This is a genomic window from Pseudoduganella sp. GCM10020061 (genome assembly GCF_042683405.1).
Classification (GTDB): domain Bacteria; phylum Pseudomonadota; class Gammaproteobacteria; order Burkholderiales; family Burkholderiaceae_D; genus Telluria.
Window position 1 is genome coordinate 525759 of the sequence record NZ_JBHUJS010000003.1, and the last position, 19170, is coordinate 544928.

Consider the following 19170-nt stretch of genomic DNA (forward strand, 5'->3'; position numbering starts at 1 on the left):
CTATAACCCTCCGTAACAACGGCTTCACGCCAATATATGCCCGAGTATCCCTCTGACGTCAGAAATGACGGCAAATCCCACCGCTCCCTGTTTGAACGGCTCACCGCACTGATCGCTCCTGAGCCGGAGAACCGCACCGAGCTTCTCGATGTCCTGCACGAAGCGCACCAGCGCAACCTGATCGATGCCGACGCGCTGTCGATGATCGAAGGCGTGTTCCAGGTTTCCGACCTTTCCGCCCGCGACATCATGGTGCCGCGCTCGCAAATGGACGTGATCGACATCACCCGCCCCATCGACGAATGGCTGCCCATCGTGCTGGAAACCGCTCACTCGCGCTTCCCGGCCATCGAGGGCGACCGCGACAAGGTAGTCGGCATCCTGCTGGCGAAAGACCTGCTGCGCTACTACGCGGAAGAGTCGTTCGACGTGCGCGACATGCTGCGCCCGGCCATCTTCATCCCCGAATCGAAGCGCCTGAACGTGCTGCTGCGCGACTTCCGCGCCAACCACAACCACATGGCGATCGTGGTGGACGAGTACAGCGGCGTGGCCGGCCTGTGCACCATCGAGGACGTGCTGGAGCAGATCGTCGGCGAGATCGAGGACGAATACGATTTCGACGAGGAAGAAGACAACATCCTGTCGATCAAGGAAGGCCAGCAGGGCCCGCGCTGGCGCGTCAAGGCGCTGACCGAGCTTGACCAGTTCAACGAAGAGCTGGGCACCAGCCTGGAGGACGACGACGTCGACACCATCGGCGGCCTGGTCGCCAACCACCTTGGCCGCATGCCGCACAAGGGCGACGAATTCACCATCGAGAACCTGCGCTTTGAAGTGCTGCGCGCGGACGCCCGCCAGATCCACGTGCTGCTGGTCGAAAAGCTGCCGCAGTCGGACGAAGACCACGACTGATGCGGTTCCGCAGCAAGCCAGCGGCCGATGCGCCGCGCGCGCCGCGTACGACCGTGCGGCCCATGATCTTCGCGGTGCTGGCGGGACTGTCCAGCATCCTCTCCTTCGAACCGTTCGGCTGGTGGCCCGTGCAGCTGGTCGCGCTCGCGTGGCTGTTCTACCAGGTCGGCATGACCACTTCGGTCAAGCGCAGCGCGTGGATCGGCTGGGCCTTCGGCTTCGGCTGGTGCGTGGCCGGCATGCACTGGCTGTACGTGGCGATGAACACCTACGGCGCGATGCCGGCGCCGATCGCCGCTATGGCGATCGTGCTGCTGGGCGCCTACATGGGCATCTACGGCGCATTCGCGACGGGCGCCGCGTCCTGGCTGCGCAATCGCTGGGCGCTGCCGGTGCGCTCCTTCCTGCTGGTCGCGCTGCCGATCGGCTGGGGCGTGGGCGAATGGCTGCGCGGCTGGGTGTTCACCGGATTCCCGTGGGCGAACGCGGGCTACGCGCATAACATCAGCCCCCTCGCCGGCTACGCGCCGCTGGTGGGCGTGTACGGCGTGTCGATCATCGCCGCGCTGTGCGCCGGATGCCTGGCCATGCTGACGCAGCGCGCGCGGCTGCAGGCAATCGGCCTGCTCGCCGCCGCGATGGCGGCCGGCTTCGGCCTCACCCACATCGAATGGACCACCCCGCACGGCAAGCCGATGACGGTGCGCCTGCTGCAGGGGAACGTCCCGCAGGACCAGAAGTTCGACAACGCCTACATCGCCGACACGCTCAAGCTGTACCAGGACATGGTCACCTCCGCGCCGGCCGACCTGGTGGCGACGCCCGAGACGGCCATCGTGATGTTCCCGCAGCAGCTGCCGCCGGGCTACCTCGGCTCGTTCGCATCGTTCGCGGCGCGCACCGGCAGCACGGTGATGTTCGGGATTCCGTTCTCGGACGGCCCGATGACGTATTCGAACAGCGTCGGCGGCGTCAATCCGCAGGGCGACTCCTACCGCTACGACAAGCACCACCTGGTGCCGTTCGGCGAATTCGTGCCGACCGGTTTCCGCTGGTTCGTTAACTTCATGTCGATCCCGCTGGGCGACTTCACGCGCGGGGCGGCAGTGCAGGCGCCGTTCGCGGTCAAGGACCAGCTGGTGCTGCCGAACGTCTGCTACGAAGATGCGTTCGGCGAGGAGATCGCCGACCAGCTGCGCGGCTCGGCGACGCCCGCGACCGTGCTGCTGAACGTGTCCAACCTGGCCTGGTACGGCGAGTCGGTCGCGATCCCGCAGCACCTGCAGATTTCGCAGATGCGCTCACTGGAGACGGGCCGGCCGATGCTGCGCTCGACCAATAACGGCGCGACCGCCATCGTGGACGGGCGCGGCAAGGTCACGCACCAGCTGCCGTTCTACACGCGCGGCGCGCTGGCGGGGACGGTGCAAGGCATGACCGGCTTCACGCCATATGTCCGGTTCGGGAACTACCTGTTCCTCGCGCTGTCGGCGCTGGCCCTGGCCGCCGCCTTCTTCGCCGCCCGCCGCCGCTAGCGTAATAGGGGGTGCGCCCCCTTGACCGGCATCAGCACACAAAAAGACCGGGGACAGTCACGTAGAGACAGTCCCCGGTGCTAAAATTGGTTGTTTAGCAAACTCACCCGCGATGCGCCCTGCGCGCACAGCCACTTCGATCCAATGCTCACTTTCCAACAAATCATCCTGACGCTGCAATCCTACTGGGACAAGCAGGGTTGCGCCCTGCTCCAGCCGTACGACATGGAAGTCGGCGCCGGCACCTTCCACACCGGTACCTTCCTGCGCGCGATCGGCCCGGAGCCATGGCGCGCGGCCTACGTGCAGCCATCGCGCCGCCCCAAGGACGGCCGCTATGGCGAGAACCCGAACCGCCTGCAGCACTACTACCAGTACCAGGTGGTGCTCAAGCCGGCGCCCGAGAACATCCTCGACCTGTACCTCGGTTCGCTGGAAGCGCTGGGCCTGGACCTGAAGCAGAACGACGTGCGCTTCGTCGAGGACGACTGGGAAAGCCCGACCCTCGGCGCCTGGGGCCTGGGCTGGGAAGTCTGGCTGAACGGGATGGAAGTCACGCAGTTCACCTACTTCCAGCAGGTCGGCGGCCTCGATTGCAAGCCGGTGCTGGGCGAGATCACCTACGGCGTCGAGCGCCTGGCGATGTACCTGCAGGGTGTGGAAAACGTCTACGACCTGGTGTGGACCGAGTGGGAAGAAAACGGAGCGGCCGGCGCTCCGGAGAAGAAGACGCTGAAGTACGGCGACGTCTTCCACCAGAACGAAGTCGAGCAGTCCACCTACAACTTCGAGCACGCCAATACCGAGCTGCTGTTCGCCGCGTTTGCGAACCACGAGTCGGAGGCCAAGCGCCTGATCGAGCTGGAGCTGACGCTGCCGGCCTATGAGCAGATCATGAAGGCCTCGCACAGCTTCAACATGCTGGACGCGCGCGGCGCGATTTCCGTGACCGAGCGCGCCGCCTACATCGGCCGCGTGCGCACGCTCTCGCGCCTGGTGGCGCAGGCGTACTACGACTCGCGCGAAAAGCTCGGCTTCCCGATGCTGCCGACGGCCGCAGCCTGAATACAAAGATCACAGACATGAACCAGACCCTCCTCGTCGAACTCCTGACCGAAGAGCTGCCGCCGAAGGCGCTCGCCAAACTGGGCGCGGCTTTCGCCAGCGGCATTGAAAACGGCCTCAAGGCCCGCGACTTCCTGGAAAGCGACAGCGTCGCTACCGCTTACGCCACCCCTCGCCGCCTCGCGGTTTCCATCACCAACGTGCGCTCCACCTCGCCGGACAAGGCGATGCGCGAAAAAGTGCTGCCGGTCTCGGTGGCGCTGGACAAAGACGGCAACCCGACCGCGCCGCTGGCCAAGAAGCTCGCTGCGATGGGCCGCGCCGAACTGACCGTGGCCGATCTCGAACGCGCGCAGGATGGCAAGGCCGAGAGCTTCTTCCTGAACTACACCGCTACGGGCAGCGCGCTTGCCGCCGGCCTGCAGCCGGTGCTGGAAGAAGCGCTGGGCAAGCTGCCGATCCCGAAGGTGATGAGCTACCAGCGCCCGGACGGCAGCACCGTGCAGTTCGTGCGCCCGGTGCACAAGCTGGTCGCGCTGCACGGCGAGACCGTGGTGCCGGTGTCGCAGCTGGGCATCGATGCCGGCCGCGAGACGCTCGGCCACCGCTTCCTTGTGGAGCGCGGCGCGATCCGTATCGGTCATGCCGACCAGTATGCGGCCACGCTGGAAAACGAAGCGAAGGTGATCCCGAACGTCGAAGCGCGCAAAGAGAAGATCCGCGCGGCGCTGCTGGCCAAGGCCGGTTCCGACAAGGTGCTGATGCCTGAATCGCTGCTGGACGAAGTATCGGCGCTGGTCGAGTGGCCGGTGGTATACGAATGCCGCTTCGAGGAAGAGTTCCTGTCGGTGCCGCAGGAATGCCTGATCCTCACCATGCAGACCAACCAGAAATACTTCGCGCTGACGGACGAACAGGGCAAGCTGCGCTCGCGCTTCCTGATCGTCTCGAACATCGAAACGAACGATCCGCAGCACATCATCGGCGGCAACGAGCGCGTGGTGCGCCCGCGCCTGTCAGACGCCAAGTTCTTCTTCGAGCAGGACAAGAAGAAGTCGCTGGAATCGCGCCTGCTGCACCTGTCGAACGTCGTCTATCACAACAAGCTGGGCACCCAGGCCGAGCGCACCGAGCGCGTGATGTCGCTGGCCGGCTCGATCGCAAAACGCCTCGGCTACGACGTGGCGCTGGCCGAACGCGGCGCGCTGCTGGCCAAGGCCGACCTGCTGACCGACATGGTGGGCGAGTTCCCCGAGCTGCAAGGCATCATGGGCACCTACTACGCGCGCCACGATGGCGAGCACGAGGAAGTGGCGCTGGCAGCCTCCGAACACTACCAGCCGCGCTTCGCCGGCGACTCGCTACCGTCCACCCAGACCGGCACCGCCGTCGCGCTGGCCGACAAGCTCGAAACGCTGGCCGGCATCTGGTCGATCGGCCTGCAGCCGACCGGCGAGAAGGATCCGTTCGCGCTGCGCCGCCACGCCCTCGGCGTGCTGCGCATGATGCTGGAAAAGCGCCTGCCGCTGCAGATCTCCGGGCTGCTGGGCGACGCCGTGGCGTTGTTCGCCAAGCGTGCCGAGTTCAAGGACCCGACGCTCGACATCACCGTGTTCATGCAGGACCGCCTGCGCGGCATGCTGCGCGAGCGCGGCTTCTCGCCGAACGAGGTGGAAGCGGTGCTGGCGCAGAATCCGGACCGACTGGACGACATCGTGCAGCGACTGGACGCCGTCAAGGCCTTCGCCGCGCTGCCGCAGGCCGAGTCGCTGGCCGCCGCCAACAAGCGCATCACCAACATCCTCAAGAAAACCGAGGTGGAGCCGGGCTCCGTCAAGCCGGAACTGCTGGCGGAAGCCGCCGAGAAGAACCTGTTCGCCGCCATCGAGCGCGTGCGCCCGGAGGTCGATGCGGCCTGGGCGCGCGGCGACTTCGAAGGCACGCTCAAGACGCTGGCGCAGATGCGCGACGACGTCGACGCGTTCTTCAACGACGTGATGGTGATGGCGGAAGACGAAGCCCTGCGCCGCAACCGCCTGGCGCTGCTGTCGCAACTGCACGGCATGATGAACCGCGTCGCCGACATCTCCAAGCTCGCTGCGTAACATGAAGCTGATCATCCTCGACCGCGATGGCGTCATCAACTACGACTCGCCGGAATTCATCAAGTCCCCCAAGGAGTGGATTCCGATCCCCGGGTCGCTGGAAGCGATCGCGCGCCTGAACCAGGCCGGCTACCGCGTGGTCGTGGCGTCGAACCAGTCGGGCATCGCGCGCGAACTGTTCGACATCACCACGCTCAACGCCATCCACCAGAAGCTGCACACCAGTGCGCAGCAGCTGGGCGCCTCGGTCGATGCGATCTTCTTCTGCCCGCACGCGGCGGTGGACAACTGCGACTGCCGCAAGCCCAAGGCCGGCATGTTCGAGGAGATCTCCAAGCGCTTCAAGGTCAGCCTGAAAGGCGTGCCGACCGTGGGCGATTCGCTGCGCGACCTGCAGGCCGGCTTCATCAGCGGTTGCGCGCCCTACCTGGTCCTGACCGGCAAGGGGCAGAAGACGTACGAGACCGGCGGCCTTCCGCCCGGCACGCAGGTGTTCCCCGACCTCGCCAGCATGGTGAATTCGCTGCTCAAGGTGAACGCCGCTGCAGCCCACATCCCCATCTGATCAACCTGGAGACTTCGTTTGCGTTCCGTGATTCCGTTCATTCGTTCGGCCCTCTTTGTCGGCATCATGCTGGCGGCTACCGTGATCTGGGTCGTGCCCTGCATGCTGGCCGCCCCCCTGCCCTATAACAAGCGCTATTGGGTGACCGCGCGCTGGAACGTGTTCTGCATCTGGCTGGCGAAAGTCCTGTGCGGGATCGAATACCAGGTCAAGGGCTGGGAGAACCTGCCCGATTCGCCGGCCATCCTGCTGTCCAAGCACCAGTCGGCGTGGGAGACGGTGTTCCTGCTGCAGGCGATGCCGCGCCCGCTGGTCTACGTCTTCAAGAAGGAGATCCTGTACATCCCGTTCTTCGGCTGGGGCATGGCGCTGCTGCGCATGATCCCGATCGACCGCAGCCGCGGCAAGAACGCCTTCGAGCAGGTGGTCCGCATCGGCAAGCGAAGGCTGGCCGGCGGCCAGTGGGTCATGATGTTCCCGGAAGGGACGCGCATCCCGGTCGGACAAAAAGGCAAGTACAAGACGGGCGGCACGCGCCTCGCGATCGCGACCGATACCGTTGTGGTACCGATTGCTTTAAACTCCGGTGAATGCTGGCCCAAGAACTCCTTTACTAAACGTCCGGGCCTGGTGACGGTCTCTATTGGCAAGCCGATATCGCCGAAAAACCACACCCCGGAAAGCATGATGCAAGAGGTCGAAACTTGGATAGAATCAGAAATGCGCGTCATTTCGCCTCACGCTTACAGCGCTGGCTGAACGGAGGTATTGGCGCGCTGACAAGAGCATCATCACCGCGCCAGCACATGACATCAGCACCAAAGAACGCCTCGCAACTCGAACTCTTCGCCCAGGATTTTTTCGCTGCACTGGAGCCGGCTCCCCGGCCCCTCCCCCACCAGCCGCTGTTCAAGGCTCCGCCCCAAGTGGAGCCGGTTCCGCTGCTGCCCTTGCAGCCGCTGCAGCCGCTGTCCTCGCCCAAGCGCCAGATCCAGCTCGGTTCCCACACTGTCGAATACGAGCTGAAACGCTCGGCGCGCCGCACCATCGGTTTCATGATCGATGACGCCGGCCTGCACGTCACCGCGCCGAAGCGCCTCACCCTCTCAGAGATCGACAACGCCATCCGCGCCAAGCAGCGCTGGATCGTGACCAAGCTGCTCGAACGCGGCGAGCGCCGCGCAATCCGCGAAGAGAAGCCGGTGGCGTGGGTGGACGGCGCCAGGCTGCCCTACATGGGCGGCGAGATCACGCTGCGGCTGGAGCCGGCGGCCAGGAGCCACTGCTACTTCGACGCGGTGCTGCAGGAGCTGAACGTGGGCGTGGTGCCGGGGCTGCAGGAGTGGCAGCTGCAGGAACGCGTGCGCCTGTGGTTCGAATCGCAGGCCAAGAAGGTGTTCCGCGAGCGGCTCGACCACTACGCGCAGAAGATGGGCGTGTCGTACAACGCGTTCGCGCTGACGTCGGCGGGCACGCGCTGGGGCTCGTGCACGGTGCAGGGGCACATCCGCCTGAACTGGCGCCTGATGCACTATCCGCTGGCGCTCATCGACTATGTGGTGGCGCACGAACTGGCGCACCTGCGCGAGATGAACCACAGCCCGCGCTTCTGGGCGACGGTGGGCACCGTCTATCCCGACTACGAGGGCGCCAAGGCCGCCCTCAAGAAACGTTCCGCCGAACTTCCGATCGTCTTCGCATAGGAAGGGGACTGTCCCTGCGCCGCTGAACGGGCAGTTCCGTCCCCGGACTTCCGGCGAACATTGGCGGAATCGAACCATTCATGGCGGAATCCGCCAAAAGTCCGGGGACATTCCCTGGGGGACGGTCCCCAAACCCGCTTACTTCGAGACGGTTTTCAGGGCTTTCAGCGCGTCGGTGCCGGAGCCGAAGCTGACCGGCGACTGCGCCGCCATCCACGCAAACGCCGCATACGCCGCAGCAGTCTGGTTGATGCGCGCCGGGACGATCTTGTCGAAGGTGTCGTCCGGGGTGTGGTGCAGGTCGAAGTAGTCCTCGTTGTTCAGGCCCAGGCCAAAGCTGGCAGTGCCCGCGCTCTTGAGGATGCCCATGTCAGGTCCCGGATGCGCATCGTTGTCGCCCGCCTGCACGCCCAGCGGCGCCAGCACGTCGAACATCTGCTTCACTACCGGCAGCGCCGCAGGCTGCACGTACGACGAGAAGCGCACCACCGGGCCCTGGCCGGAATCGGCTTCCGCCGCCGCCTGGATCTTGTGCAGATCCTTCACGTGCGCGTCGTGGTACGCCTTGCCGCCGATGAGGCCCTGCTCTTCGTTCGCGTACAGCACCACCCGGATCGAACGCTTCGGGCGCAGGCCCTGGCGCTTGATGAATTCGCCCGCGGCCATCGTGATCGCCACGCCCGCGCCGTCGTCGATGGCGCCGGTGCCCAGGTCCCACGAGTCGAGGTGGCCGCCGATCAGCACGTATTCGTCCTTCTTCTCGGTGCCGGTGATTTCGCCGATCACGTTGTACGAGGTGTAGGTGCCTTCGTTCTCCGCGCCCAGGCGCAGCTTGAGCGAGACAGGCTTGCCGCGCTCGAGCATGCGCACGACGAGGTCCGCGTCAGGGTTGGAGATGGCCGCTGCCGGGATCTTCGGAATGCCTTCCTTGTAGCGCATCATGCCGGTGTGCGGGAAGCGGTGGCTGTCCGTGCCGACCGAGCGGATCACCAGCGCGACCGCGCCCTTCCTGGCCGCTTCCGATGCGCCCTGGCTGCGCCCGGCCTGCACCGAACCGTAGTCGCTGGCCTTCTGCATCTTGTGGTCGATGAAGGCGATCTTGCCGCGCACCGCGTCGTCCGGCGCCTCGATCAGGTCCTTGAGGGTGGCAAAGCGCACGATGTCGCCGGTGATGCCTTCCGCCGGCGTGCCGACGCTGAAGCCCAGCGCGGTGACCAGCAGCGGCTGCGGGAACGGCGCCACGATTTCGGCGCTTTCCACGCCGCGCGTCCACACCGGGAACGTCACGGGCTCCTTCCATACCTTGTCGAAGCCGAGCTCCCTGAACTTGGCTTCCGCCCACGCCACCGCGCGCGCATCGTTCTTCGAACCGGCCATGCGCGGACCGATTTCGGTGGTCAGCGATTCGAGGATGCGGTAACTGAGGTTGCCGGTCTGGGCGGCATCGCGCAGCGCTGAGGCGGTCTGCAGGTCCTTGGCGGACAGCGTCTCGGCCGCGAATGCAGGGACGGCAAATACAGCGGCAACGGCAGCTGTAATTACGTACTTAGTGAACAGCATCTGCTTCTCCGGGGTGTGGGCAAACCGCTAGCGTAGCAGACGCCGCCCGATCTTGTCGATGAAAGGCCCGGGGCAGTCTACATTCGAGGACAGTCCCGGCTTAGCGGACGTAAGGGGCCAGCATGTCAACGGTGCGGGCAGTGGCGCCGCGATGCTGGTTCGCGAACGCAGCGGCCCGCTCCCCCATCGCAGAGCGCGCAGCGCCGTCGTCGAGCAGCGCCAGCGCCGCGCGGACCAGGTCCTGCGCATCGCGCACGCGCTGCGCGCCGCCGGCCGCGACGGCCTGCTCGCTCACTTCGAGGAAGTTGAAAGTGTGCTCGCCGATCAGCACCGGCTTGCCGAGCGCGCACGCTTCGATCAGGTTCTGGCCGCCCAGCGGTTGCAGGCTGCCGCCGATGAACGCCACGTCGCACGCGGCGTAATAGGCGAACATCTCGCCCATCGAATCGCCCAGCACCACGTCCGACGACACGGTATCGTCCGCGCCCAGCCGGGAGCGGCGCTGCACCGACAGTCCGGCTGCATCGGCCAGCCCCGCTACTTCGTCGAAGCGCTGCGGATGGCGCGGGACGATCAGCAGTAGCGGCCGCGCTGCAGGATCGACCTTGGTGAACGCCTCGATGATCTGCTGTTCCTCGCCATCGCGCGTACTGGCGCACAGGAATACCTTGCGCCCGCCGAAGCGTTCGCGCATCCACGCGCCCAGGTCCAGCGCCGCTTGCGGCACCACGACGTCGAACTTGATCGAGCCGGTCACGCCGACGTGCGGCGCGCCGAGCGAGCGGATGCGGGCGGCATCGTCTTCGGTCTGCGCCGCGACCACCGTGACGGAACTCGCCGCTTCGGTCATCAGCCTGCCGAAACGCTGTCCACGGCGCAGGGACCGCTCCGACAGGCGCGCATTGACCAGGGCGACCGGCACGCTCATCGACTTGCAGGTCGCAATCAGGTTCGGCCACACCTCCGTCTCCATCAGGATGCAGATCGACGGCGCGTAGTGGCGGATGAAACGCGACACGATGAAGCCGATGTCGTAGGGCAGGTAGGATTGCAGCAGGCGATCGCCATGTTTCGCGAACAGGCTCTTGCCGGTCGCGCGCCCGGTCGGCGTCATGTGCGTCAGCAGGATGCGGCTGCCGGGGTACGCCTCGAGCAGCGCGTCGACCAGCGGCTCGGCGGCGCGCGTCTCGCCCACCGATACCGCGTGCACCCAGATCGTCTTGCGGTCCGAGCGCGTGGCCCGGCTGTAGAAGCCGAGCCGTTCGCTCCAGTGGCCGCGGTAGCCCGGCTCCTTGCGGCCGCGCAGCCACAGGCGCAGCAGCACCAGCGGCAGCGCCAGCACCCACATGAAAGAATAGAAAGCGCGCATCAGCTCAGGCGGCGGACCGCGTCCAGTACTTCCTCCACCGTGGGCGGAGAACCCTGGTCGCCCAGGTTGATGATGTTGGGCGACCAGTTCCCTTCGGTCTTCCACTTGGGGGAGTCGCAATACAGTTCGATGGTCGGTCGCACGAAGGCCGCCGCGATGTGCGTCAGGCCGGTGTCGACGCCGATCACCAGCCCCGCGTGGCGCGCCAGCTGCGTGGCCTCGTCCATCGACAGCCTGGGCAGCACAGTCGCATTCGGCAGTTCGGCTGCCAGCGCTTCCGCATCGGCCTTCTCGGCAGCGGAACCCCACGCCAGCAGCACCGGCTTCGGCGCCAGCGCGCGGCCCACGGCGATCCAGTTTTCACTCGGCCATTTCTTCGCGGCGCGCGCGGTCCCGTGGAAGAACACGGCGTAGTCCTCCGCCGGCATCCATGCCGGGCGCGCATCGCTTGCCGATGGCGCCGGCAGGCCGAAGTCGGCCGGCTCGTCCGGCGAATAGCCGAGCGCGCGCGCAGCGACGATCCGGCCGCGCTGCACCGCATGCGTGCGCGGATCCGTCGGGATGCTCTTGGTGTGGAAGATGCGGGAGATGCCCTCGTAGCCGGAACCTTCGCTGCCGTTGGCCATGCCGACCTTGTTGTGCCCCCGCGCCGCGCCCATGATGATGCCGGTCTTGAGCAGGCCCTGCGTGTCGAACACGTAGTCGTACTGCTCGGCGCGCAGCTTGCGGAAGAAGTCCTTCATTTCCGCGCGCGTTGCGGCCTTGAGCAGGCTTTTGCGCCAGCGCCGCAACGCCCACGGGATGATCCGCCGCACGCCCGGGTTCAGGCGCACCAGGCTGACGTAGCCCTCCTCGACCACCCAGTCGATCTGGGCGTCGGGGAAGTGGCGGTGGATATCGGCCACCATCGGCATGTTATGCAGCACGTCGCCGAGGGAGGAGACGCGCACCAGGAGAATCTTCACGCGCGGCTCAGAACGGAAGCGTTGCGTCGGGCTTGGCCGCCACGATCACACGGCGGAATTCGCCCTGGATGCGGCGCAGCGCCTCCGGCGACTCCGCTTCGAAGCGCATCACGATCACCGGCGTGGTGTTCGAGGAGCGCGCCAGGCCGAAGCCGTCCGGGTACTCGACGCGCAGGCCGTCGATGGTGATGGTCTGGTCCGAGCCGGGGAAGGTGGCGTTGGCGCGCAGCTTGTCCATCAGCTCGACGTTCTCGCCCTCGCCCAGGTGCAGGTGCAGTTCCGGCGTGCTGTCCGACTGCGGCAGCGCGTTCAGCACCACCGACGGGAACTGCATGCGGGTGAGCAGCTCGATCAGGCGCGCGCCCGAGTACAGGCCGTCGTCGAAGCCGTACCAGCGGTCCTTGAAGAAGATATGGCCGCTCATTTCCCCTCCCAGCGGTGCGCCGGTTTCGCGCAGCTTGGCCTTGACCAGCGAGTGGCCGGTCTTCCACATCAGCGGCTTGCCGCCGTGCTTGGCGATCCATGGCGCCAGGTGGCGGGTGCACTTCACGTCGAACAGGATTTCCGCGCCCGGATGGCGGGTCAGCACGTCCTGAGCGAACAGCATCATCTGGCGGTCCGGGTAGATGATCTGGCCGTCCTTGGTGACCACGCCCAGGCGGTCGCCGTCGCCATCGAAGGCGATGCCGATTTCGGCATCGGTCTCGCGCAGGCAGCGGATCAGGTCCTGCAGGTTCTCGGGATGCGCCGGATCGGGGTGGTGGTTGGGGAAGGTGCCGTCCACTTCGCAGAACAGTTCGATCACTTCGCAGCCCATCCCGCGGAACAGCTGCGGCGCGAACGCACCGGCCACGCCATTGCCGCAGTCGACCGCGATCTTCATCGGCCGCGCGAGCCTGACGTCGCCGATGATGCGCTCGAGGTAAGCCGGCGCGATGTCATGCGTGCTGTAGCCGCCCGGCGTGACGGCGCCCTCGCCGTCGTGCGCCAGGATCGTGTCGTACAGGCCCGTGATCGCATCGCCGTAGATCGCCTCGCCGGCGAGCACCATCTTGAAGCCGTTGTAGTTGGGAGGATTGTGGCTGCCCGTGACCATGATGCCGGAGCGGGTCGGCAGCACGTGGGTCGCGTAATAGACCATCGGGGTGGCCACGACGCCCAGGTCGATCACATCCACGCCGGCACTCTGCAGGCCTTCCGCCAGCCGGGATGCGAGCTCGGGGCCTGACAGGCGCCCGTCCCGGCCGATCACGACCGATTTCTCCCCCTTCGCCAAGGCTGCCAGGCCGAACGCATGGCCGATCTTTCTTGCGATGCCGCCGTCGAGCGTGCTGCCGATGACGCCGCGGATGTCATAAGCCTTGAATATCGATTTGGAGAGTGGAAGCATGGGTCGCCGTGGGAATAAGATTAACCGGGTGATTGTAGCGGCTCGCGCAATTGTTTGGAATGCGCACACCGTAAACGGCATCTCCCCGCGCAAACAGGCCCGGCAAGCGGACCCGCCCGTGCGGGGAGACGATTCCGGCGCGCGCAGGCGCCGGCAAGACCGGTATTAAACGCGCAGCTTGTCCATCGATTTGCCGCTTTCGACCCAATCCTTGACCCACTTCGGCTGGCGGCCACGGCCGGTCCACTGCTGCGATGCATTGTCCGGATGGCGATAGCGCACTGCCACGCTGCTGCCTTTGCCGCGGGTATTGGCGACCAGGTCCTTGAGCGGAACGCCGACGCTTTGGGCGATGGCCAGGATCTGCTCGCGCGCTTTTGCTACTTCCTGGTGCTCGCGTTTTTTCATTTCCTGTTTGATCTGGTCTTGCAGGTTGCGCAAATCGCCGAGCGACATATTCGAGAGATCCATCGTGATTCCTTATTTGTCAGGGGTTAAGGGCAGAAGTTAAATGTCACCAATTGTCGCAATATACTACATTCGCAGTTTTATGCTAGCCCTTCTTGCGGAAAATCAGCCAGCGCGGCGACTTAAACCGAACAATACGCGCATAAAGCCACACATAACTGACGACAAACAAGAAACAGAAAGAAATAAGGATGCTGGTCCGGTCCCAGAAGACGGTGGCGGGAATAACCGCCATCAGCGACAGCAGCCACAAATAAGGTGAAGTCAGCGAATTGCGCCGCATCAGGGCGCGCGCTTCCTTGCCGCCGATCGCCCATACGACAATGCGGCGGAATATCAGGCTGTGCAAATGAATACCATCGGGCATCGCCGGGGATTTGCCGCGAATGAACATCCGGCGATAAGCGGAAAATATCGTTTCAAATGCCGGGTAGATCAGCAGGAGCGCCGCGTACCAGGTGGACACTTCCGGATTGCGCATCACCAGCAGCAAGGCCAGTTCGCCCAGCATGAAGCCGATGAAGTAGGCGCCGCCGTCCCCCAGGAATATCAGTCCGACGGGGTAGTTCCATATCAGGAAGCCAGCCGTTGCGCCGGCCACCATCAGCGCCGTCACCAGCACGAACGTATCGCCCACTTGCAGGGCGACATAACCGAGCGAGATCAGCATGCACACCACCACCATGCCGGCCAGCCCGTTAAAGCCGTCGATGATATTGACCGCATTGGCAATACCGGCCACCGCCAATACCGTAAATGGCAGGCTTATCCAGACCCATTCGATCGGAATGGTTCCAAAAGGCAGATCAATACGGTCCAGTTTGGCGTCGATCAAATAATACGCGCATAAAGCCGCCGCTATCGTCAGCACCAGGCGGCGCATTGCGCTCATCCGTCCGGTGTAATCCTCGACAATACCGCCGACAAATGCCACCGATGCGCACAGCATCAGCCCGAGGACGAGCGGCGCCATGGGCGGCACGCGCCAGACGGAAATGGCGGCACTGATTGCGGTGGCAAGGAAAATCGACAAGCCGCCGATGCGGGCGACTTCGTGTGCGTGGACTTTCTGGACGCCCTGGAAATCACGGTCCAGCGCCGGACCATGCAAGGTCACCTGCTTGATCACCAGGAGGGTCAAGAGCGCTGACGCCGTGAAACTGACTAGAAAAGAAAACATTTAAATTAGGAGCGGGCTCGCACAACTGACCGGGCATTGTAACGGAACCGAAGCACGAGAACTAACGCATGCAAAGGCGAAGCGACGTTTTCCAATGAGGTAGCGCACATAAATGCGCAGTAAGCTTGTCGGCATTCATCAGCGAATTGGCCGGGCGGCGTGCGGCAGCCGGATAATCCGCGCCCGGGATTGGCAAAACGGGGGATTCCAGCCCGGCCATCTCCATAATGGCCTGGGCAAAACCATACCAGGTGGTTTCGCCGCGCGCGGTCAGGTGGTAGGTGCCGCCGTGGCGCTGCCACCAGCCCTCCGCCCGCGCTTGTGCCAGAAGCACCGCGGTCGTGTCGGCGATCGTACGCGACCAGGTCGGCGCCCCATGCTGGTCACTGACCACACGCAGCTCCCCGCGCTCCTTGGCCAGCCGCAACATTGTAAGCAGAAAATTCTTGCCGCGCAGGCCGTACACCCAGCTGGTGCGCAGGATCAGGTGGTCGATCCCGGCGGCGGCGACCAGCTGCTCGCCTTCGAGCTTGGTCCGGCCATACACGTTGAGGGGATTGGCCGGGTCGGTTTCGAGATAGGGGCCCTGCTTGGTCCCGTCGAACACGTAGTCGGTCGAATACTGGACCATGGCGGCGCCGAGCCGCCTGGCTTCCTCGGCCATCACGCCGGGGGCCAGCGCATTGATGCGGCGCGCCAGCTCCGGCTCCGATTCGGCCTTGTCGACGGCGCTGTAGGCCGCCGGGTTGACGATCAGGTCCGGCCTGACCGCGCGCACCACTTCGCGCACCTGGACCAGGTCGGACAGGTCCATGCGGCCGCGGTCGACCGCCACCACCTCACCCAGCGCCTGCAGGCTGCGTTCGAGCTCATAGCCGACCTGCCCGCTGCATCCGGTAAGGAGGATCCTCATTCGAAAGTCTCCGCGTCGGCCAGGCCCCTGGCCTGCGCATCCCTGGCGGACAGCTGCGGCGCACCGCGCAGCGGCCATTCGATGCCGACAGCCGGGTCGTCCCAGCGCAGCGCGCGCTCGAGCCCGGGCTCCCAGTAGTCGGTGGTCTTGTACAGGAACTCGGCGAAGTCGGACAGGACCAGGAAGCCGTGCGCGAAGCCCGGCGGGATCCACAGCTGCCGCTTGTTCTCCGCCGACAGCTCGACTCCCACCCACTTGCCGAAGGTCGGCGCGCTGCGGCGCAGGTCCACCGCGACGTCGAAGACCGCGCCAGCCACAACCCGCACCAGCTTGCCCTGCGGTTGGCGGACCTGGTAGTGCAGCCCGCGCAGCACGTTGCGCGCGGACCTCGAGTGGTTATCCTGGACGAACGGCTGCGCGACGCCGGTCAGCTCGCGGAACCTGCGCTCGTTGAAGCTCTCATAGAAAAAACCTCGCTCGTCGCCGAATACCTTGGGTTCGATGATGACGACGCCGGGGATCGCGGTCGGGATCGCGTTCATCAGAACACCTTGTCGCGCAGGACGCGCCGCAGGTACTCGCCGTAGCCGTTCTTCAGTGGTCCGGCCAGGCGCTCCACAGCAGCGGCGTCGATATAACCTTTGCGGTAGGCGATTTCCTCGGGCACCGCGATCTTCAGGCCCTGGCGTTTTTCCAGCGTGCCGATGAACTGCGAGGCATCGAGCAGCGATTCGTGCGTGCCCGTGTCGAGCCAGGCCATGCCGCGGCCCATCACCTCGACCGACAGCGCGCCGCGCTCGAGGTAGGTCTGGTTCACGTCCGTGATTTCCAGCTCGCCCCTTGCGGACGGCCGGATCGCGGCGGCGATGTCGCACACCTGGTTGTCATAGAAGTACAGGCCGGTGACGGCGTAGTTGGACTTGGGCTGCGTCGGCTTTTCTTCGATCGAGACCGCGCGCATACCGTCCCCGAACTGCACAACGCCGTAGCGCTCCGGGTCGAGCACGTGGTACGCGAACACGGTCGCGCCTTCGGCACGCTCGTCGGCCTTGCGCAGCTGCGCATCCAGGTCGTGGCCGTAAAAGATGTTATCGCCCAGGATCAGGGCGCAAGGATCGTTGCCGATGAAATCGCGGCCGATGAGGAATGCCTGCGCTAGCCCCTCCGGCGCCGGCTGCACCGCGTAGCTGATCGCGATGCCCCACTGGCTGCCGTCGCCCAGCAGCTCGCGAAAGCGCAGGGTATCTTGCGGCGTAGTGATGACCAGGATGTCGCGGATCCCCGCCAGCATCAGGGTCGTGAGCGGGTAGTAGATCATCGGCTTGTCGTAGACCGGCAGCAGCTGCTTCGACACGCCCATCGTGATCGGATACAGGCGCGTGCCGGAGCCGCCTGCGAGGATAATGCCCTTCCGTGCGCTCATCGCTTACTCCCTGTCCCGGTAATTCTGTGCGATCCAGTCCTGGTATGCGCCGGACTGCACGTCGCGCACCCATTCCTGGTTGCCCAGGTACCAGCGCACTGTCTTGAGGATACCGGTCTCGAAAGTCTCGGCGGGGCGCCAGCCAAGCTCGCGCTCCAGCTTGCGCGCGTCGATCGCGTAGCGGCGGTCGTGGCCCGGACGGTCCGCCACGAAGGTGACCAGCTCGCGGTAGCTGCCGCCCGCCCTGGGCGCTTCGCGGTCGAGGATGCCGCACAGGGTGTGGACGACGTCCAGGTTGGCCATCTCGTTCCAGCCCCCGACGTTATAGGTTTCTCCCGGCTTGCCCGCTTCCAGCACCCGGCGGATCGCGGCGCAATGGTCGCTGACGTACAGCCAGTCGCGCACCTGCTGGCCGTCGCCGTAGACCGGCAGCGGCTGCCCGGCCAGCGCATTGGAAATCACCAGCGGGATCAGCTTTTCCGGGAACTGGTACGGGCCGTAGTTGTTCGAACAGTTCGTCGTCAGCACCGGCATGCCATAAGTATGGTGGTAGGCGCGCACCAGGTGGTCCGAGGCTGCCTTGGATGCCGAATAGGGACTGTTCGGCGCGTAGGCAGTGGTCTCCGAAAACGGCGGATCGTTCGGTCCCAGCGTCCCGTACACCTCGTCGGTGGAGACATGCAGGAAGCGGAACGCATTCTTCGCGGACTCGGGCAGCTCGCTCCGGTAGGCGCGCGCCGCCTCCAGCAAGCCGAAGGTGCCGTTGATGTTCGTCTGGATGAATTCGCCCGGGCCGAGGATCGAGCGGTCGACATGGCTCTCCGCCGCGAAGTTCAGGATGGCGCGCGGCTTGTGGCGGCCCAGCAGTTCCAGCACCAGTTCCTTGTCGCCGATATCGCCGCGCACGAACAGGTGGCGTGCGTCGCCTTCCAGCGAAACCAGGTTCTTGAGGTTGCCCGCATAGGTCAGCTTATCGAGATTGAGCACGGGCTCGTCGGATTGGGCAAGCCAGTCCAGCACAAAATTCGATCCAATGAAACCGGCTCCGCCAGTCACAAAAATCATTTAGCATCCCGCGGGCGTAATAGGTAAGATCGTATTCTATTGGAAACTCTTACGTCGCGAAGTGAGAATCGTGCGCGTTGACACAACACAAACATGAAGATTTACGTGATCGGCGACCTGCAGGGATGCGCGCACGAGGCGCAGCTGCTGCTGGACCGGATTGACACCGATGCACATGGCGAGGAACGGCTCATCTTCGTGGGCGACCTGGTCAACCGCGGCCCGGATTCGCTGGGCGCCTTACGCCGCATCAAGGCGCTGCAGGAGGCTGGCAAGGCAGAGGCCCTGCTCGGCAACCACGACCTGCACCTCGTGGCGGTCGCCGCCGGCGCCCAGGCGCGCTCGCACGCCGATACCCTGGACGAGATCCTCGATGCCCCGGACTGCGACGAGCTGATGGCCTGGTTGCGCGCGCGCCCGCTCGCCGTGATGCACGATGGCTGCCTGATGGTGCACGCGGGCGTCCTGCCGCAATGGAGCGCTACCCGCACCCTCGAGCTTGCGGGTGAAGTGCAGGACGTGCTGCGCGGCGAGCAGTACGGCGATTTCCTGCGCGAGATGTACGGTAACCAGCCGGACCGCTGGGACGACTCGCTGACCGGCTTCGCGCGCCTGCGCTGCATCGTCAACGCCCTGACCCGCATGCGCCTGTGCGCGCCCGACGGCACCATGGATTTCAAGGTCAAGGAAAGCGCAGGCGCGCCGGACGGCTCAGGCCTGCTACCGTGGTTCGACCTGCCCGGCCGCGCCACGGAGGACACCACAGTCGTATTTGGGCACTGGTCGGCACTTGGCCTGCTGCTGCGCCCCAACCTGATCGGGGTAGACAGCGGCTGCGTCTGGGGTGGCAAGCTCAGTGCCGTCCGTCTCGACACACGCCAGGTCATCCAGGTTGCGTGCCCCGAATACCGCGAACACGCCGGCAAGAGGAGCGTCGCCCCGGCATAGC

Annotated in this window: 18 protein-coding genes; 8 read left to right on the forward strand and 10 right to left on the reverse strand. The window is 65.3% G+C overall.

Translation table 11 applies throughout. The features are described from left to right. Positions 1 to 36: 36 nt before the first annotated feature. The 7 genes from ACFSQR_RS09720 to ACFSQR_RS09750 all read left to right on the forward strand — a co-directional run bounded on the left by ACFSQR_RS09720 (position 37) and on the right by ACFSQR_RS09750 (position 7888). Positions 37 to 915 (forward strand): HlyC/CorC family transporter, encoded by an 879-nt coding sequence (locus tag ACFSQR_RS09720; RefSeq protein ID WP_377729556.1) that lies wholly within the window; start codon positions 37 to 39, stop codon positions 913 to 915. After that, positions 915 to 2450 (forward strand): apolipoprotein N-acyltransferase, encoded by a 1536-nt coding sequence (gene lnt / locus ACFSQR_RS09725; RefSeq protein WP_377729557.1) that lies wholly within the window; start codon positions 915 to 917, stop codon positions 2448 to 2450. The genes ACFSQR_RS09720 and lnt overlap by 1 nt, the downstream gene beginning before the upstream one ends. Positions 2451 to 2594: 144 nt before the next feature. Continuing rightward, complete coding sequence (gene glyQ / locus ACFSQR_RS09730) at positions 2595 to 3515, forward strand: glycine--tRNA ligase subunit alpha (RefSeq protein WP_377729558.1); 921 nt, start codon at positions 2595 to 2597, stop codon at positions 3513 to 3515. Between the two features lie 17 nt (positions 3516 to 3532). Next, on the forward strand, positions 3533 to 5620 hold the full coding sequence (gene glyS / locus ACFSQR_RS09735) for a glycine--tRNA ligase subunit beta (protein ID WP_377729559.1): 2088 nt from the start codon (positions 3533 to 3535) through the stop codon (positions 5618 to 5620). Position 5621: 1 nt separating this feature from the next. Further along, positions 5622 to 6185, forward strand: a complete 564-nt coding sequence (gene gmhB, locus ACFSQR_RS09740; RefSeq protein ID WP_377729560.1) for a D-glycero-beta-D-manno-heptose 1,7-bisphosphate 7-phosphatase — start codon at positions 5622 to 5624, stop codon at positions 6183 to 6185. A 66-nt stretch (positions 6186 to 6251) separates the two neighbouring features. After that, a complete protein-coding gene (locus ACFSQR_RS09745) occupies positions 6252 to 6944 on the forward strand; it encodes a lysophospholipid acyltransferase family protein (protein ID WP_377729957.1) in 693 nt (230 codons plus the stop codon). Positions 6945 to 6991: 47 nt separating this feature from the next. Continuing rightward, positions 6992 to 7888 carry a M48 family metallopeptidase gene (locus tag ACFSQR_RS09750; protein WP_377729562.1) on the forward strand — a complete coding sequence of 299 codons (897 nt, stop codon included), beginning with the start codon at positions 6992 to 6994 and terminating at the stop codon, positions 7886 to 7888. 138 nt (positions 7889 to 8026) lie between these two features. Here the strand turns inward: ACFSQR_RS09750 and ACFSQR_RS09755 are convergent, their stop codons facing one another. The 10 genes from ACFSQR_RS09755 to rfbB all read right to left on the reverse strand — a co-directional run bounded on the left by ACFSQR_RS09755 (position 8027) and on the right by rfbB (position 18221). Beyond that, a complete protein-coding gene (locus ACFSQR_RS09755) occupies positions 8027 to 9448 on the reverse strand; it encodes a M20/M25/M40 family metallo-hydrolase (RefSeq protein WP_377729563.1) in 1422 nt (473 codons plus the stop codon). Between the two features lie 100 nt (positions 9449 to 9548). Next, positions 9549 to 10817: a lipid IV(A) 3-deoxy-D-manno-octulosonic acid transferase gene (gene waaA / locus ACFSQR_RS09760; protein ID WP_377729564.1), complete on the reverse strand. Its 1269-nt coding sequence runs from the start codon at positions 10815 to 10817 to the stop codon at positions 9549 to 9551. Continuing rightward, positions 10817 to 11782: a lipopolysaccharide heptosyltransferase I gene (gene waaC, locus ACFSQR_RS09765; RefSeq protein WP_377729566.1), complete on the reverse strand. Its 966-nt coding sequence runs from the start codon at positions 11780 to 11782 to the stop codon at positions 10817 to 10819. The genes waaA and waaC overlap by 1 nt, the downstream gene beginning before the upstream one ends. A 7-nt stretch (positions 11783 to 11789) precedes the next feature. Beyond that, positions 11790 to 13172 carry a phosphomannomutase/phosphoglucomutase gene (locus tag ACFSQR_RS09770; RefSeq protein WP_377729567.1) on the reverse strand — a complete coding sequence of 461 codons (1383 nt, stop codon included), beginning with the start codon at positions 13170 to 13172 and terminating at the stop codon, positions 11790 to 11792. Positions 13173 to 13337: 165 nt separating this feature from the next. Then, on the reverse strand, positions 13338 to 13643 hold the full coding sequence (locus tag ACFSQR_RS09775) for an H-NS family nucleoid-associated regulatory protein (RefSeq protein ID WP_377729568.1): 306 nt from the start codon (positions 13641 to 13643) through the stop codon (positions 13338 to 13340). Between the two features lie 82 nt (positions 13644 to 13725). Then, on the reverse strand, positions 13726 to 14820 hold the full coding sequence (locus ACFSQR_RS09780) for a glycosyltransferase family 4 protein (RefSeq protein ID WP_377729569.1): 1095 nt from the start codon (positions 14818 to 14820) through the stop codon (positions 13726 to 13728). A 61-nt stretch (positions 14821 to 14881) separates the two neighbouring features. Beyond that, positions 14882 to 15733 carry a dTDP-4-dehydrorhamnose reductase gene (gene rfbD, locus ACFSQR_RS09785; protein ID WP_377729570.1) on the reverse strand — a complete coding sequence of 284 codons (852 nt, stop codon included), beginning with the start codon at positions 15731 to 15733 and terminating at the stop codon, positions 14882 to 14884. After that, positions 15730 to 16275 carry a dTDP-4-dehydrorhamnose 3,5-epimerase gene (gene rfbC, locus ACFSQR_RS09790; RefSeq protein WP_377729571.1) on the reverse strand — a complete coding sequence of 182 codons (546 nt, stop codon included), beginning with the start codon at positions 16273 to 16275 and terminating at the stop codon, positions 15730 to 15732. The genes rfbD and rfbC overlap by 4 nt, the downstream gene beginning before the upstream one ends. Next, positions 16275 to 17156 (reverse strand): glucose-1-phosphate thymidylyltransferase RfbA, encoded by an 882-nt coding sequence (gene rfbA / locus ACFSQR_RS09795; RefSeq protein ID WP_377729572.1) that lies wholly within the window; start codon positions 17154 to 17156, stop codon positions 16275 to 16277. Before rfbA ends, rfbC begins: the two co-directional genes overlap by 1 nt. Positions 17157 to 17159: 3 nt before the next feature. After that, entirely contained in the window at positions 17160 to 18221 is a 1062-nt protein-coding gene (gene rfbB, locus ACFSQR_RS09800) for a dTDP-glucose 4,6-dehydratase (RefSeq protein WP_377729574.1), read from the reverse strand. 93 nt (positions 18222 to 18314) lie between these two features. Between rfbB and ACFSQR_RS09805 the strand changes: the two genes are divergently transcribed. Continuing rightward, positions 18315 to 19169, forward strand: coding sequence for a symmetrical bis(5'-nucleosyl)-tetraphosphatase (locus ACFSQR_RS09805; protein ID WP_377729576.1), 855 nt, complete (start codon positions 18315 to 18317; stop codon positions 19167 to 19169). Position 19170 lies beyond the last annotated feature (1 nt).